Here is a 15,805-nt window from a genome sequence, read left to right on the forward strand (position 1 = left end):
TTGCGTAACAGCAATATTGTCCAATATTCCGAGTTTGATTTCAGCCATGATCGGTGCAGGCTCCTCGCCCACCACATAAGCGTCAGGTCAACTGACACACAAATGAACAAGATTTGGAAACGTTGGAAATGTCACGCCCCACACCTGCCCCACCCCCAACAAAGATGGGGCATTTTGCCCCGGAAACCATAAGGCGCGGTGCAATCGCCTGTTTGCCGCTTCTGCCCAGCACCATCATTTTTGGTGCGGTGCTTGGTGTGCTTGCGTCCCAGCGCGGATTGTCACTTGGTGAACTTCTGTTCATGAGCCTGACGGTGTTTGCCGGATCAGCACAATTTGTATCGGTCGATCTGTGGCGTGAAACGGTGCCTGCGGCAACAATCATCATCGCAACGGCGGTGATCAATATGCGCTATATCCTGATCGGGGCGTCGCTGCGCCCGGTGTTTCGCGGCCGTCCTCTTTGGGTCAAGGTGTGCGGCATGCATATGGTCGCCGATGAAAACTGGGCCGTCACCATGACGCAGGAAAACCTTGCCAATCCGGGGTTCTTGCTGGGTGGTGGTATCTTCCTTGGGGTCGTTTGGGCGACGGGCAACAGTGTGGGCTACCTTTTGGGCGGCGGCATTCCCGACCCGGAGGTTTATGCGCTTGATTTTGCCTTCACCGCTGTTTTCGCAGCCCTGACCATTGGCATGTGGAAAGGCAAGGTCGATTTACTGCCATGGGTAGCAGCCGCCATTGGATCGATCATCGGGCATTATACCCTGCCCGGCACATGGTCGATTTTGGCTGGTGCCGGGGCCGGGGTTGTCATCGCCGCCCTGACATGGCGCGACGATATGGACGACACCAGCCCCGAGGCCGAATATGCCGTCGATGGCCGACAAGCCTATGGTGCGCCCGAAGGCACGCTTAACCCGGAGGTTGGCAAATGAACAGCTTTCCTGATTTGACCAGCTTTAGCCTTGAGTCTGTCCTGACCATCCTTGGCATGGCCGCCGTTACATACGGCATGCGTCTGGGGGGCCTTATGATGGCCGATCGTTTACCCCAACATGGGCGCTGGGCACATGTTCTTGAACGGTTGCCCGGTGCGGTTTTGATTTCCGTCTGGGTGCCCAGTGCGCTTTCGGCCGGTGCGATTGGCATTGCCGGGGCCGCCGCCACCGTGATCACAATGGCACTGGCCCGCAATCTGTTTGCCGCCATGGCGGTTGGGATGATTTTGGTGGGGGTTGGCCGGTATTTTATCGGCAGTTGATTGACCAAGCACGCGAAAACAAAAAGCCGCCTTCAAACGAGAGGGCGGCTTTTTTATGTGGCTTGCAAAACGTAGTACTACGCCACAACCATATTCTGTTCGCGGGTGGATTCGAACCGCAGGTTCGGCCAGTCGCGTTGTGCGGTTTCAAGATGCCAAGCGTTACGCGCGATGAAAACGAGCGTTTCATCGTGGTCTTCAAACAACGCCGACTGATTGGTATCGCGGAATTTTTTGATTTCGAGCGGGTCATCGCCCATCACCCAACGTGCGGCATAGGCCGGGGTTTGTTCGAAATGCACCTTGATGCCGTATTCCGCCGAAATGCGTTCTTTGAGAACTTCAAACTGAAGTTGCCCAACCACGCCAACAATCCAGTCCGCCCCCATCATCGGTTTAAACACCTGTGATGCGCCTTCTTCGGCGAGCTGCTCAAGGGCACGCTGAAGATGTTTGCCTTTCAGCGGATCATCAAGACGGACCTTTTGCAGCAATTCCGGTGCAAAGGCCGGAACACCGCGGAAGCGCAAGTCTTCGCCTTCGGTCAGGGTATCGCCAATCCGCAAGGTGCCGTGGTTCGGAATACCGATGATATCGCCCGGCCAGGCTTCTTCGGCAATGTCACGTTCATTGGCAAAGAACAGCATCGGGTTATGCACCGCCATCTGTTTGCCCGCGCGCACATGTTTCAACTTCATGCCACGTTTGAAATGACCGGAACACAGACGGATGAAGGCAATGCGGTCGCGATGGTTCGGGTCAATATTGGCCTGAACCTTAAACACAAAGCCAGACACCTTGGTTTCAGATGATTCAACCGTTCGCGTGGCGGCTTCTTGCGGGCGCGGGGTCGGCGCATTTTCGCCAATACCGCGCAGCAATTCACGCACACCAAAGTTATTAATCGCCGAACCAAAGAACACCGGCGTCAGGTGACCTTCGCGGTAGCTTTCAAGATCAAATTCAGGGCACATCGCGCGGACCATTTCGATGTCTTCGCGCAGCTGTGCGACGAGGTAATCTGGGACCAACTCATCAAGTTTCGGATCATTCAGGCCATTGATTTGAATCGAATCCTTAACAACATTACCGCCCTTTTCCATAAACAGGATGCGGTCGTTGATCAGATCATAGCAGCCCTTAAAATCACGGCCAGAGCCAATCGGCCAAGTGACCGGCGACACATCAAGGGCGAGATCCTGTTCGATTTGATCGATCAGCTCAAAGAAATCGCGGGTTTCACGGTCGATTTTGTTCACAAACGTCGTGATTGGCACATCGCGCATCCGGCAAACTTCAAACAGTTTGCGCGTCTGGGTTTCAATCCCCTTGGCGGCATCAATCACCATGACGGCGGAATCAACTGCGGTCAGAACCCGGTAGGTATCTTCGGAAAAATCTTCGTGGCCCGGCGTATCAAGCAGGTTGTAGATGTTATCTTCAAACTCGAACGTCATCACAGCCGAAGACACGGAAATACCACGGTCCTGTTCGATCTTCATAAAGTCCGAACGTGCGCCGCGCTGTTCCTTTTTCGCCTTAACCGCACCGGCCATCTGAATCGCCCCCCCGAAAAGCAACAGCTTTTCCGTCAGGGTCGTTTTACCCGCATCCGGGTGCGAAATGATGGCGAAGGTACGGCGACGCGATACCTGATGGTCAATCGTCGACATTCTTGATCCACTAATACTGATTTCGATTTGGCGCGCACTGTACCGATTTTTTGCGTGCGCGCCATCCCGAAATCGTCATGACGGGTATGAATTCTGCCCGTCACGACCGGTTCAGTGCACAATCTGGAACACCAGCCCGACAGCGAATGACCCGATCAGGGCATAGGCAAGATACAGCGCGAAAACCGGTTTCTTGACGAGTGCGAAGACCGCAATCGCAGCAGGAAGGGATGATACACCCCCCGCAACCAGAAATGCCATGCCGGCACCGGCCTGCATACCCTGACTGATCAGTCCACCGACCAGCGGCAGAGCGGCATACCCGTTCAAGTAAGCAGGAACACCGACAAGGGTCGCGATCAGGACGGGCAGAACGCCATCCCCGCCAACAGCAGCCGAAACTGTTTCAGCCGGAATATAGGTAACCATCAGGCTTTCCAACAAAAACGCCAAGGCCAGCCACTTCCCCAGAAACAGGGTGGTTTTGATGGCATCCCGGCGAAATCTGTCCGTACGGTCCGGGTCGTGCCAGAAACGCCATACCGGCGGCTTCGGGGACCGCATCTTACCCCCGCCGCAGCCACCGTTTCCTATCCCTTCGCGCAAGGGTTCGGTCAGGAAACCAAGCCGGGTCAGCCAAAGCGTGGCAAAACCGCCAATCAAACCAAGTGCAATCGCGGCAAGCAATTTACCGACCGCAAATTCCATCCCAATGGTGCCGACAGTCAGCATGAACATTGCCGGATCAATCACCGGGGAAGCCAACCAAAACGCCATCACCGGCGCCAATGGAACGCCCATCGACAACAGGGCAGCAATCAACGGGATCACGCCGCACGAGCAGAAAGGCGACAATGCGCCAAATGCAGACGCCATCAGGACCATCTTCACAGGATGACCACTGAAAGCGCGCGCAATCAGGCTATCTGCCCCGGTTGCCCCGGCCCAGGCGGCAATCATCACCGACAACAGCAGGAACGGCGCAACCGACGCAAGCTGCTGCCCGGTAAAGACCAGACTGCCGGGTAATTGAGCAGGCACGACCACGGCCAGTGCCAACAATATTGCGACAATGGTGACCCAAACCCGGTCAAGGGCCCTGCCGGTTTCGGCAAACCGGCGAAGTTTCAATGCAATATCTGACATATCCATATCCCTAGTATAATAGTTATGTTTAGGCAAAAAAAGGGATGGCTCACACCACCTCTTCCGCCTGCCCGACATCAACCCCGATGCAGCATTCATCAATCAGAGTTCCCAGCACGTTGCGCACCGCCAGGATCTCGGCGTGATTAACGACCTCGCGACCGTGTTTTTCCTGCCGAACCAGCCCAACCTGAACAAGCGCACCCAAATGGTGGGCCAGTGTCGAGGCCGGAAGACCAGTATGGCGACCGATTTCACCGATATTCAATCCGGTTTCTCCCGCCCGCACCAGCAGACGGAAAATGCCCAGACGGGCCGAATGGCCCAATGCGGCCAGAATAGGGGCAATGTCTGTTTCCTTCATGTCGCCAATTATAACTATATTTCTAGTTATTTAAAGATGTTTTCCCTCTCCATCAAGATGCTGATAATATTGAACATTCTGAAGGATCACGTCCCAGAACCCGCTTTGAAACAGAATTGTCACTTGTCAAACAACAATTGTGTCGATACTTCTCGACATATGGACACAAATAATGCAATTGCCGCCCTTGGGGCTCTGGCACAGGAACACAGACTTTCGGCTTTTCGCTTGCTAGCCCAAATGGGTGAAACCGGCATGGCTGCAGGCGAACTTGCCCGCAAGGTCGGCATTCCGCACAACACCATGTCGTCGCATCTGGCAACATTGAGCAATGCGGGATTAATCAGCGCAACCCGTGACGGTCGATCCATGATCTATCGCATCGTGCCCGAAGTGATGCGCGGTCTTCTTGGGTTCCTGACAGATGATTGCTGCCATGGTCGTCCGGAATTATGTGGACTGACCGCCCCCTCCAAGGACTGCTGTTAATTCATTCTTTCCCTGCAAAGGACAATGCGACATGTCTGGTGGAACCAATAACGTGCTTTTTCTGTGCCGAGCCAATTCCGCGCGCAGCATCATGGCCGAAGCCATCCTGAAAAAAGAGGGGCAAGACCACTTTTTCGGGTTTAGCGCAGGTTCCCACCCGCGCGGTGAAATTCATCCCTATACGGCAGATCTTCTGCAATCGCTTGATCATGACCCGTCAGAATTTTCATCCAAGGAAATGGAAGTTTATTCCCAGAAAGACGAAGTCAAATTCGATTTCGTTTTTACCGTGTGTGACACCATGAACAACGAAGATTGCCCGATTTTTCCGGGATCGCCGATGACAGCCCACTGGGGCGTTCCTGACCCGGCAGCCGTTACCGGCACCGAAGCCGAAAAACGTCTGGCCTTTGCCGATGCCTATCGGATGTTGCGCAATCGTATTTCGATTTTTACCAGTCTTCCGTTCCAGTCACTTGATCGGCTGTCATTGCAGCACAAGCTCGATGAAATCGGCCAGACCACATCAAGCGAGGACGCATGACCACCAAAGAAGATGCCCCGATGAACCTGTTTGAACGCTACTTAACCGTCTGGGTCGCGGCAAGCATCGTGGTTGGCATTGCCCTTGGTGAAATGCTCCCTGACCTGTTTCAGACCATTGGCAATCTGACCGCCTATGAAATCAATTTACCGGTCACCATCCTGATCTGGTTGATGATTGTGCCGATGTTGATGAAGGTTGATTTCAAGGCCCTTCATGAAGTCGGCAAGCAATGGCGCGGCATTGGCGTCACCCTTGGGGTGAACTGGCTGATCAAGCCCTTTAGTATGGCGGCCCTTGGCTGGTTATTTATCGGGGTCCTGTTTCGCCCGCTTCTGCCAGAGGCCGAAATTGAAAGTTATATCGCTGGCTTGATCCTTTTGGGGGCGGCCCCCTGTACTGCCATGGTATTTATCTGGTCAAACCTGACCAAGGGGGATGCGAATTTCACGCTCAGCCAGGTTGCGCTGAACGATACCATCATGATTTTCGCCTTTGCCCCGATTGTCGCACTTTTGCTGGGGATTTCAGCGATTACCATTCCGTGGGAAACACTGACCATTTCTGTCGTTGCTTTCATCGTGATCCCGGTCATCGTCGGTCAGTTTTTGCGACAATTTGTCATGTCAAAAGGCATGACGGCGTTCGAGAAATTTGACGCCAAACTTAAACCGGTTTCGATGCTTGCCCTGCTTGCGACACTGGTCCTACTGTTTGCCTTTCAGGGACAGCAAATCCTTGCCCAGCCGGTGATTATTGTGCTGCTGGCGGTGCCGATCATTCTGCAAACCTATTTCATTGCCGCCATTGCCTATGTCGCCAACAAGGTTTTAGGCGTTGAACATAAAATTGCGGCCCCATCAGCGATGATTGGCGCATCCAACTTCTTTGAACTGGCTGTTGCCACCGCCATTGGTTTGTTCGGCTTCTCATCAGGTGCGGCATTGGCAACCGTGGTTGGCGTGCTTGTCGAAGTACCGGTGATGCTGTCGCTTGTCGCCATCGCCAACCGGTCACGTCATTGGTTTGCGGATGCAAAAACCACCACATCCCAAACTTCCGAGGTTTCAAAATGACCGGAAAAATGCGCATTGGTATCAATGGATTTGGCCGCATGGGACGCCTGACCCTGCGCGCTGGTTTCGGGCATCCGGACCTTGAATTTGTCCATATCAACGAAATCAATGGCGGGGCAAAAACCGCAGCCCACCTTTTGGAATTTGATTCCGTGCATGGCCGCTGGACCAAAGGCGTTGAATGCATTGACGATCAGGTCGTGATTGACCAGACGCATAAAATCTCGTTTAGCGACAACCCGACACCGGGCGACACCGACTGGGTCGCATCTGGCTGTGACATTGTTTTGGAATGCACCGGAAAGTTCAAAACACCAGAGACCATCCAGCCCTATTTTGATCAGGGGCTCAAAAAAGTCATCGTCGCCGCCCCGGTCAAGGAGGGTGCGCTTAATATTGTCTATGGCGTGAATGACGATCTGTATGATCCGGCACAGCATGACCTTTTGACCGCGGCAAGTTGCACGACCAACTGTCTTGCACCGGTGGTCAAGGTCATTCACGAAAATCTTGGCATTGTGCATGGTTCAATCACCACCATTCATGATGTCACCAACACCCAAACCATTGTCGATTTACCGCACAAGGATTTGCGCCGTGCGCGGTCCTGCCTGCAGTCACTGATCCCGACCAGCACCGGATCAGCAACCGCCATCACCATGATTTACCCAGAACTCGCCGGAAAACTGAATGGCATTGCGGTGCGCGTGCCGCTTTTGAATGCGTCGCTTACCGATTGCGTGTTTGAAGTGGCCCAAGATACCGATGCCCAAACGGTCAACCGTCTGATGCGCGACGCATCGGAAACCTATCTGGCGGGTATTCTGGGCTATGAAGAACGCCCGCTTGTCAGTGCGGATTACCTCAACGATTCGCGGTCTTCGATCATTGATGCCGGATCAACCATGGTGATCGACAAACGTCAGGTCAAAGTTCTGGCGTGGTATGACAATGAATGGGGATATGTCTGCCGCATGATCGATCTTGCCGCCAAAGTTGCCCAAAGCATGCCCAGCCATAGCACCAGTGGAGCATAAAATGTCATCCGCGATCCGAAATTATGCACTGGTTACGGGTGCCTATTGGGGTTTCACCCTAACCGACGGTGCATTGCGGATGCTGGTTCTGTTGCATTTTTACGCACTGAGCTATTCGGCATTCGAGATCTCGCTTTTGTTTGTTCTCTATGAATTTGCCGGAATCATCACCAATCTGGTGGGCGGGTGGCTGGCACAGGCGCGTGGATTGCGCTTTACACTATTTGCCGGATTAATCTTGCAAATCGCATCGCTCACCGCACTGTCGTTTACCAATCCTGATTGGCTTCCTGCTGTTTCAGTCGCCTATGTCATGGGACTTCAGGCGGCATCGGGTGTTGCCAAGGATCTAACCAAAATGTCGAGCAAATCGGCAATCAAGGTTCTTGTCCCGACCGAGGCAAAAGGTGCGCTGTTTCGCTGGGTAGCACTTTTGACCGGATCGAAAAACGCGTTGAAGGGCGTTGGCTTCTTTTTGGGCGGCGCGCTTTTATTGTGGTTGGGATTTTCGGGTGCCCTTTTGGCCATGGCTGCCGGACTTGGCATCACGCTGATTGCCGTCGCTCTATCTCTTGGCGCGGAAATGTCGGGTCCGACCAACGCTCTCAAACCTAAATTTCGCGACGTCTTTTCCCCGGACCGCAAGATCAACATTCTTTCAGCTGCACGTTTGTTTTTGTTTGGCTCACGCGATATCTGGTTCGTTGTCGGTTTACCGGTATTTTTGGCGGCTGAACTTGGCTGGAGCCACATTGAAGTCGGGACCTATATGGCAGCATGGGTGATCGGGTATGGTTTCATCCAGGCAATTGCCCCCAAGATGCTCCGCGCACAAAGCCATGAACCCGATGGCCGAACCGCACGGCTGTGGATTGTTGCCCTGATCGCTGTCACGGTCGCGATTGCAAGTGCCGTTCAACAAGGTTTCGCTCCAGAATTTGCGGTTCTGGCCGGGCTCTTGGTCTTCGGGGTTGTCTTTGCGGTAAATTCATCGCTGCATTCCTATTTAATTCTCGCCTATGCCGATGGCGACAAGGTCGCGATGAATGTCGGGTTTTACTATATGTCCAATGCCATGGGACGCCTTGCCGGAACGATCCTTTCCGGGGTGGCTTACTTTTATGGCGGGCTGGTTGGATGTCTTGTGACCTCAATTGCGTTTTTAACCATCAGCTGGATCATCAGTGTGGCTCTACCGATCCATCAGCCCCCCGCACCGCAGAGTTGAATAAAAATCTTCTTCGCAGATGCAAGATAAGCATATGAAAAGACTCATTTTCCAAATTCATCGAAATTTCATCATACAAAAACCCGTGACAAGACACTGCATATAGGGGTACGATTCCAATTAACGGTCAAGAACTAGACCGCAGGAGGAGTTCCCGAGTGCCGCGAGAAAGCGTCTTAAAACGAGAATTTTCGCCCCCCGGATCGCACATGCAACATGATGTGTCCGGCGGAAACTCCTACCGCCACTTCCATCTGAATATGAAAATTGATTGCGCGCCCTTCCATGATGGAACGGCGCGTTTTGCTTTTTGGCACAATTGATGAGGTGATCGTAATGGGTAAACGCGCAGCACGCCGTCGTAATCGTCCGCAACAGTCAGACAACAATGTCCATGACCTGTTTGATGAAAAAAACGCCGATTGGCACCCTCTCGAAACTTCCGAAGAGAAAGGACAACGCGACCAAAGTTTCCGTCGTCACATCCGGCCAAAAAGTGAAAACCAAGCAGCCCTGATGACGGCAATCGATGACTTTAACCTTGTGCTGGCACTTGGCCCTGCAGGAACGGGCAAAACCTATATCGCGGTATCCAAAGCAGTTGAAGCGCTTGATAAAGGCGAAATTGGCCGCATCGTTCTGGCCCGCCCGGCGGTTGAGGCGGGTGAAAACATCGGGTTCCTGCCCGGTGATGTCGAAGCCAAAATGGCACCTTATCTGCGCCCGCTTTATGACGCGCTGAATGATCGTCTCGGCACCAAACGACTTCGCACCTATATCTCGGACGGCACAATTGAAATCGCCCCGATCGGCTACATGCGTGGCCGGACACTCAATAACGCCTTTGTCGTGATTGATGAGGCCCAGAACTGCACATACGGGCAGCTCAAGATGCTGGTTACCCGCCTTGGCTGGAATGCAACCATGATCCTGACCGGCGACCCGGACCAGACCGACCTTTTGCCGGAAATGTCGGGCCTGTCGGAAATGTCAGACCGTCTGGAAAATGTCGAAGACATTGCCTGCGTTCGACTGCGTGACAAGGACATTGTCCGTCACCCACTGGTCGCAAGCATGTTGACCGTTCTTTAACAAGATCCGACGCAGCAAACCAAAGAAGAAAAGGCGGGCCCGAAAGGGTCCGCCACTTTTTTTGTCCATCCCGGTTTCGCAGAAAATCTTGGCTTCGCGGCATTTCGCCGCCATGACCAAATGCTGTCAATAAAACATATATATTGACGAATGCTGCCCACCACACCCAATATATAGACATCACGGTCCTTCACTTTGATCCCTGATCAGAGGAAGGCTAAGAGGGAATTCGGTGCGTTTGCCCTTACGCAACAATGCCGGAGCTGCCCCCGCAACTGTAAGCGGTTAGCTTGCATCCAATGATGGTCACTGAAACGAATTTGCGTTTCGGGAAGGCCGGATGACAGCGCCATAGCCGCGAGCCAGGAGACCTGCCGTGATGGAAATTAACGTTCTCGGGCGGGGTGTCCCGGTGGAGCGCTTGTGACGCGGCATGCCGGATTCCGGCTATTTTGCTTTCGTCCTCGCATGCATCCGCTTGGCCCTTGCCCCAACATTTCGGGGTTTAAGATGTCAGTTACTCAGCACGCGGAACGACCAGCCGTTTCCGATCCATCACATTCTTCTACAACAGGCTATCAGGTGATCCGGCGCACCGGATCAGTCACCGCATTTGATCCGGCCAAAATCAAGGCAGCCCTGACCAAGGCGTTTCTTGCCGCCGAGGGCGAAACCGCATCGGGATCACACCGCGTTCATGACAGTGTCGACGGCCTGACCGAACAGGTGGTTTCCGTCCTGCACCGGCGCGCAGCACCCGGCCATACGCTTCAGATCGAAGACATTCAGGATCAGGTCGAACTGGCCTTGATGCGCAGCGAACATCACAAGGTCGCACGCGCCTATGTTCTATACCGCGAAGACCGTGCGCGCGAACGTGCCAAAGCCGATGCACGTAAGAAAAAGAAACCATCCGACACACCACAGCTTTCCGTCACCCAGCCCGATGGCCGCAAAACACCGCTTGATTTTGACCGTCTTTCAACGGTGATTAAAGAAGCCTGCGGCACGCTTGCCGATGTCAGCCCCGATCCGATCATGGCCGAAACCCGGCGCAATCTGTATGACGGGGTCACCCTTGGTGAATTGGCGTTGGCCCCGATCATGGCTGCCCGCACCCTAATTGAACGCGAACCCAATTACGCCTTTGTCAGTGCACGGTTGTTGCTTGATAAACTACGGACCGAGGCCCTTGGTTTTGTTTCCGGTCGCCCCGAGCAGGCAACGCAGGCCGAAATGCAGGATCGCTATGCCACCTATTTCCCAGCCGCCCTCAAAGCCGGGATCGAGGCCGGGTTGATTGACGCGGAACTGGCAAAATTTGATCTGAAGAAAATCACCGCCGCGATCAAACCCGACCGTGATTTAAACTTTCAGTATCTTGGGCTGCAAACCCTGTATGACCGGTATTTCCTGCATGTCAAAGGATCTCGGTTTGAACTGCCCCAAGCGTTCTTTATGCGGGTTGCCATGGGACTTGCCATCCGTGAAATTGACCGCGAAGTCAAGGCGATTGAATTTTACAATCAGCTTTCGACCTTCGTCTTCATGGCATCGACCCCGACCCTGTTTAATGCTGGCACCTGCCGTCCGCAGCTTTCATCGTGCTTCCTGACCACGGTGCCCGATGACCTTGACGGCATTTTCAAATCGGTCAAGGACAACGCGCTTTTGGCGAAATATTCCGGCGGTCTTGGCAATGACTGGACCCCGGTGCGTGGCCTTGGGGCACATATCAAAGGCACCAACGGCGAAAGTCAGGGCGTGGTCCCGTTCTTAAAAGTTGCCAACGATACCGCCATTGCGGTCAATCAGGGCGGCAAGCGCAAGGGTGCTGTCTGTGCCTATCTCGAAACGTGGCATATCGACATCGAAGAGTTCCTTGATCTGCGCAAAAACACCGGCGATGACCGGCGGCGCACCCATGACATGAACACCGCCAACTGGGTGCCTGACCTGTTCATGGAACGGGTGATGGCAGACGGTCCCTGGACCCTGTTTTCGCCAGACGATGCACCCCACCTGCATGATCTGTATGGCCCGGCCTTCAAAACCGCCTATGAAACGTATGAGGCGCGCGCCAATAGCGGCCAAATCCGCAATTTCAAAACCGTGCGGGCGGTTGATCTGTGGCGCCGCATGCTGACCATGCTGTTTGAAACAGGGCACCCATGGATCACGTTCAAGGATCCGTGCAACATCCGATCCCCACAGGGCCATCGCGGGGTTGTCCATTCATCCAATCTGTGCACGGAAATTACGCTTAACACATCACATGATGAAGTTGCGGTGTGTAACCTTGGCTCGGTCAATCTGGCGGCGCATGTCACGAAAAATGGCCTTGATCACGACAAGCTTGCACAAACGGTCAAAACCGCCATGCGCATGCTTGATAACGTGATCGACATCAATTTCTATACCATCCCCGAAGCCCGCTTTTCGAACCTGCGCCATCGTCCGGTTGGTCTTGGCCTGATGGGGTTTCAGGATGCGTTGCAGATCATGAAAATTGCCTATGCGTCCGATGCGGCGATTGCGTTTGCCGATGAAAGCATGGAAGCCATTTCGTTCCATGCGATTTCGGCATCGGTCGATCTGGCATCCGAACGTGGCCGTTATGAAAGCTTTGACGGGTCGCTATGGTCACGCGGGATTCTGCCGATTGACTCACTTGACCTTCTGGCCGAAACGCGGGCCGAATTTGACGTTGACCGTACAACCCGCCTTGATTGGGAACCGTTGCGCGAACGGGTTAAAACCATTGGGATGCGCAATTCCAACACCATGGCAATTGCCCCGACCGCAACCATTTCCAACATTTGCGGTGTGAGCCAGTCGATTGAACCGGCTTATCGCAACCTGTTTGTCAAATCGAACATGTCGGGCGATTTCACCGTGGTCAATGCCGCCCTTGTCGCTGATCTGAAAGAACGTGGTCTGTGGGACGACGTGATGATATCGGACCTGAAATACTACGACGGCAGTGTCGGACAAATTGATCGCATCCCCGATGAGGTCAAAACACTGTATGCTACCGCGTTTGAACTGGACTCATCGTGGCTGATCGAGGCGGCATCGCGCCGTCAAAAATGGCTTGATCAGGCACAATCGCTTAACCTTTATATCGCCAATCCGTCGGGCAAAAAGCTCAATGACCTATATCGTCTGGCGTGGTTGCGCGGGCTTAAAACCACCTATTACCTGCGGTCCAGTGCCGCGACCCATGTTGAAAAATCGACCCTGAAGGGTACCGATGGACGCTTGAATGCGGTGGCCAACGCCACCGTTGCATCCGCGCCGACACCATCGACCCAGACAGCCTCACCTGTTCCTTCGCCTTTGCCGTCTCCCAACCAGACATCATCCCGACCGTCGGCTGTGATCGATACCGCACCGGCAGTTGATCCGATTGTCGGCGGGGAAGTCTGGGGCAAGGCGTGTTCCATCGACGACCCGGAATGCGAAGCCTGCCAATAGGCAAAATGCACCTCAAAAAACCTCTGTGTGAACAGTATAAATTCGGGAACGAGAACCATGCTTGACTGGGTTGAAAACGATACGTCTTCCGCCTCCACCGATACCGCTCAAAACGCTTCCCCGGCATCACATGATGTCGGGGCAACAGATCACGTACATACCGCCGATGCCACCGGCCTTGGTGACATTGATCGCGGGGCGGCCCGTGTCACGGTCAGTGACAAGGCCATGATTAATTCACGTGCGGATGTGAACCAGCTTTTGCCGTTGAAATACGGCTGGGCGTGGGAAAAATACCTTGCGGGCTGTAACAATCACTGGATGCCGACCGAGGTTTCCATGCAGGCCGACATCGCGCTTTGGAAATCGCGTGATGGCCTGACCGAGGATGAACGCAGAATGCTCAAACGCAATCTGGGTTTCTTTGCCGCGTCTGAAAGCCTTGTTGCCAATAACATCGTGCTGGCGATTTACCGCCATCTTACCAACCCGGAATGCCGACAGTATCTGCTTCGGCAGGCTTTTGAAGAAGCTGTCCACAGCCATACGTTCCAATATATCGTCGAAAGCCTCGGCCTTGATGAGGGTGAGCTTTTCAATATGTATCGCGAAGTGCCGTCGATCACGGAAAAAGCCGCATGGGCGCTACGCTATACCAAGCATCTCGATGACCCGGATTTTGCCACAGGCACCCCGGAACGTGATCAGGATTTCCTGCGTGATCTGGTCGCCTTTTACGTCATTTTCGAAGGCATGTGGTTCTATACGGGTTTTGCGCAAATCCTGTCGTTGGGGCGGCGCAACAAGATGGTCGGCATTGCCGAACAATATCAGTACATCCTGCGCGACGAGAGCATACATCTGAATTTCGGCATTGATGTCATCAACCAGATCAAGGCCGAAAACCCGCATCTCTGGACCGCAGGATTTCAGGACGAAATTCGCGGCATGATCCGCGAAGCCGCAGAACTTGAAGCCGCCTATGGCCGGGATACCATGCCAAACGGCTTTTTGGGGCTGAATGCGGCCCTGTGCGAGCAATATATGCATTTCATTGCCAATCGCCGTTGTGGCCAGCTTGGTCTGACCCCGGTCTTTGCCGAGGTCGAAAATCCGTTCCCATGGATGTCTGAGGCCATGGACTTAAAAAAGGAAAAGAACTTTTTTGAAACCCGTGTCATCGAATATCAGAATGGCGGCGCGCTAAGCTGGGATTAACCCCCACTGGCCCAAAAGACAGAACGGCTGGCAAGTTACCTTGTCAGCCGTTTTTGGCTCCGAACGATCTGTGTGACGCGCGGGATAGTTTGGCCTATCGGCCCATCGCAGCGATTTCGCCGCTGTTTGAAACAGGGATATCGTGCTGTCCAGCACGTTTAGCGCGGCCAGTATGCCAAAATTCGGGGTCTTCGGTATAGCCGCTGAACTCATCAAGGTGGATGTCTTCGGGCGGCTCAGGGTGAATGGTGATATCAACGTCGGGATATTCAGCACGGATGCTGTCCATCACCTGATGGCAAATGGTGTGCGATTCACGCATCAACATGCCGCCATCCATGATCAGCTCAATCTCGGCAAAACGATGCACCCCCGAAGAACGAGTCCGCAAGCGATGAATACCGATCACAGCCGGATTTTTCATCGTTAACTCAATGATGCGCTGGCTGTCAGACTCGGGCAATTCGGCATCCATCAGAAGCTCAACAGAGCGGCGACCAACCTTGACCGCGGAATACAGCAAAAACGCTGCGACCAACCCACCAATCGCGGGATCGGCCCAGTGGAAACCAGCCACCCCAACGCAAAGGGCAACAATCACCGCAAGGTTTGAAAAAATATCGCTGCTGTAATGAATAGAATCGGCATCAACGGCAAGCGATCCAGACATTCGAACCGCTTTACGTTGCAAAAGCACAAGCCCGATCGTCATCACAAGTGACACACCCATGATCCAAACGCCTTCAACCGCAAAGGAGATCGGCTTGGGTTCTGCTAGGCGTGATGCGGCCTCGGCCAGAACAAGAATCGCTGCACCAGTCATAAAGGCCGATTGAAAAAGCCCGGCCAACGGTTCGGCCTTGCCATGACCAAAACGGTGATCATGGTCGGCCGGTCGCCATGCGGACCGCACGGCCATGAAGTTAATCACAGATGTTCCGACATCAAGCATGCTATCAATCATGGAAGACAGCAAACTCACAGAATCGGTTAGGAACCAGCCAATGGCCTTAATCAGGATCAATGTTGCAGCAATGACAATGGAGGCCGTCGTTGCACGACGCGCCCACATTTCTTTTTGTGCAATGTCAATGACGGGACATTGACTCATATAAACTGACCTTTAGCATTCAATTTCCGCAGCCTAACAGCCATTTTATAGCCTGTTTGGAAGCAATATGTAATGTCTATTGCCAT

14 protein-coding genes and 1 riboswitch are annotated in these 15,805 nt (G+C 53.7%); of the genes, 10 read left to right on the forward strand and 4 right to left on the reverse strand.

Translation table 11 applies throughout. From position 1 onward, the window contains the following. Positions 1-128: 128 nt before the first annotated feature. Both COO92_RS14340 and COO92_RS14345 read left to right on the forward strand, forming a co-directional pair. Entirely contained in the window at positions 129-938 is an 810-nt protein-coding gene (locus COO92_RS14340) for an AzlC family ABC transporter permease (RefSeq protein WP_101303171.1), read from the forward strand. Beyond that, positions 935-1,264, forward strand: a complete 330-nt coding sequence (locus COO92_RS14345) for an AzlD family protein (protein WP_101303173.1) — start codon at positions 935-937, stop codon at positions 1,262-1,264. Before COO92_RS14340 ends, COO92_RS14345 begins: the two co-directional genes overlap by 4 nt. A 77-nt stretch (positions 1,265-1,341) precedes the next feature. Here the strand turns inward: COO92_RS14345 and COO92_RS14350 are convergent, their stop codons facing one another. The 3 genes from COO92_RS14350 to COO92_RS14360 form a co-directional block, all read right to left on the reverse strand. Continuing rightward, the gene (locus COO92_RS14350; protein ID WP_101303175.1) at positions 1,342-2,937 is read right to left on the reverse strand and encodes a peptide chain release factor 3; all 1,596 of its coding nucleotides are present in this window, start codon (positions 2,935-2,937) and stop codon (positions 1,342-1,344) included. Positions 2,938-3,048: 111 nt separating this feature from the next. Further along, entirely contained in the window at positions 3,049-4,083 is a 1,035-nt protein-coding gene (locus tag COO92_RS14355; protein ID WP_101303177.1) for a permease, read from the reverse strand. A 49-nt stretch (positions 4,084-4,132) separates the two neighbouring features. Further along, positions 4,133-4,447, reverse strand: a complete 315-nt coding sequence (locus COO92_RS14360; protein WP_101303179.1) for an ArsR/SmtB family transcription factor — start codon at positions 4,445-4,447, stop codon at positions 4,133-4,135. Between the two features lie 57 nt (positions 4,448-4,504). Here COO92_RS14360 and COO92_RS14365 point away from each other — a divergent pair, with 57 nt between their 5' ends. From COO92_RS14365 to COO92_RS14400, 8 genes are all read left to right on the forward strand, one after another. Continuing rightward, positions 4,505-4,936, forward strand: a complete 432-nt coding sequence (locus tag COO92_RS14365; RefSeq protein WP_420823346.1) for an ArsR/SmtB family transcription factor — start codon at positions 4,505-4,507, stop codon at positions 4,934-4,936. A 31-nt stretch (positions 4,937-4,967) separates the two neighbouring features. Further along, complete coding sequence (locus COO92_RS14370) at positions 4,968-5,480, forward strand: arsenate reductase ArsC (RefSeq protein WP_101303181.1); 513 nt, start codon at positions 4,968-4,970, stop codon at positions 5,478-5,480. Positions 5,481-5,500: 20 nt separating this feature from the next. After that, a complete protein-coding gene (gene arsB / locus COO92_RS14375) occupies positions 5,501-6,556 on the forward strand; it encodes an ACR3 family arsenite efflux transporter (protein WP_101303369.1) in 1,056 nt (351 codons plus the stop codon). Beyond that, entirely contained in the window at positions 6,553-7,593 is a 1,041-nt protein-coding gene (locus COO92_RS14380; RefSeq protein ID WP_101303183.1) for an ArsJ-associated glyceraldehyde-3-phosphate dehydrogenase, read from the forward strand. The genes arsB and COO92_RS14380 overlap by 4 nt, the downstream gene beginning before the upstream one ends. A 1-nt stretch (position 7,594) precedes the next feature. After that, positions 7,595-8,821 (forward strand): organoarsenical effux MFS transporter ArsJ, encoded by a 1,227-nt coding sequence (gene arsJ, locus COO92_RS14385; protein WP_101303185.1) that lies wholly within the window; start codon positions 7,595-7,597, stop codon positions 8,819-8,821. A gap of 336 nt (positions 8,822-9,157) precedes the next feature. Continuing rightward, positions 9,158-9,913, forward strand: coding sequence for a PhoH family protein (locus COO92_RS14390; protein ID WP_022731705.1), 756 nt, complete (start codon positions 9,158-9,160; stop codon positions 9,911-9,913). A 166-nt stretch (positions 9,914-10,079) separates the two neighbouring features. After that, positions 10,080-10,306, forward strand: a riboswitch (cobalamin riboswitch). Positions 10,307-10,423: 117 nt separating this feature from the next. Then, entirely contained in the window at positions 10,424-13,390 is a 2,967-nt protein-coding gene (locus COO92_RS14395; protein WP_101303371.1) for a ribonucleoside-diphosphate reductase subunit alpha, read from the forward strand. Positions 13,391-13,447: 57 nt separating this feature from the next. Continuing rightward, positions 13,448-14,608: a ribonucleotide-diphosphate reductase subunit beta gene (locus COO92_RS14400; protein WP_101303187.1), complete on the forward strand. Its 1,161-nt coding sequence runs from the start codon at positions 13,448-13,450 to the stop codon at positions 14,606-14,608. A gap of 94 nt (positions 14,609-14,702) precedes the next feature. On the opposite strand, the gene COO92_RS14405 is transcribed toward COO92_RS14400, so the two are convergent. Continuing rightward, positions 14,703-15,719 carry a cation diffusion facilitator family transporter gene (locus tag COO92_RS14405; protein WP_101303189.1) on the reverse strand — a complete coding sequence of 339 codons (1,017 nt, stop codon included), beginning with the start codon at positions 15,717-15,719 and terminating at the stop codon, positions 14,703-14,705. Positions 15,720-15,805: the final 86 nt, after the last annotated feature.

Source organism: Thalassospira lohafexi (assembly GCF_002844275.1).
GTDB lineage: Bacteria > Pseudomonadota > Alphaproteobacteria > Rhodospirillales > Thalassospiraceae > Thalassospira > Thalassospira lohafexi.

What these genes read in the sequence shown, in the direction of transcription:
- COO92_RS14400 (WP_101303187.1), top strand. Translation starts at nt 13,448, where the DNA reads ATGCTTGACTGGGTTGAAAACGATACGTCTTCCGCCTCCACCGATACC.
- COO92_RS14350 (WP_101303175.1), bottom strand. Translation starts at nt 2,937, where the DNA reads ATGTCGACGATTGACCATCAGGTATCGCGTCGCCGTACCTTCGCCATC.
- COO92_RS14370 (WP_101303181.1), top strand. Translation starts at nt 4,968, where the DNA reads ATGTCTGGTGGAACCAATAACGTGCTTTTTCTGTGCCGAGCCAATTCC.
- COO92_RS14390 (WP_022731705.1), top strand. Translation starts at nt 9,158, where the DNA reads ATGGGTAAACGCGCAGCACGCCGTCGTAATCGTCCGCAACAGTCAGAC.
- COO92_RS14360 (WP_101303179.1), bottom strand. Translation starts at nt 4,447, where the DNA reads ATGAAGGAAACAGACATTGCCCCTATTCTGGCCGCATTGGGCCATTCG.
- COO92_RS14380 (WP_101303183.1), top strand. Translation starts at nt 6,553, where the DNA reads ATGACCGGAAAAATGCGCATTGGTATCAATGGATTTGGCCGCATGGGA.
- arsB (WP_101303369.1), top strand. Translation starts at nt 5,501, where the DNA reads ATGAACCTGTTTGAACGCTACTTAACCGTCTGGGTCGCGGCAAGCATC.
- COO92_RS14340 (WP_101303171.1), top strand. Translation starts at nt 129, where the DNA reads ATGTCACGCCCCACACCTGCCCCACCCCCAACAAAGATGGGGCATTTT.
- COO92_RS14405 (WP_101303189.1), bottom strand. Translation starts at nt 15,719, where the DNA reads ATGAGTCAATGTCCCGTCATTGACATTGCACAAAAAGAAATGTGGGCG.
- COO92_RS14345 (WP_101303173.1), top strand. Translation starts at nt 935, where the DNA reads ATGAACAGCTTTCCTGATTTGACCAGCTTTAGCCTTGAGTCTGTCCTG.
- COO92_RS14365 (WP_420823346.1), top strand. Translation starts at nt 4,505, where the DNA reads ATGCTGATAATATTGAACATTCTGAAGGATCACGTCCCAGAACCCGCT.
- arsJ (WP_101303185.1), top strand. Translation starts at nt 7,595, where the DNA reads ATGTCATCCGCGATCCGAAATTATGCACTGGTTACGGGTGCCTATTGG.
- COO92_RS14355 (WP_101303177.1), bottom strand. Translation starts at nt 4,083, where the DNA reads ATGTCAGATATTGCATTGAAACTTCGCCGGTTTGCCGAAACCGGCAGG.
- COO92_RS14395 (WP_101303371.1), top strand. Translation starts at nt 10,424, where the DNA reads ATGTCAGTTACTCAGCACGCGGAACGACCAGCCGTTTCCGATCCATCA.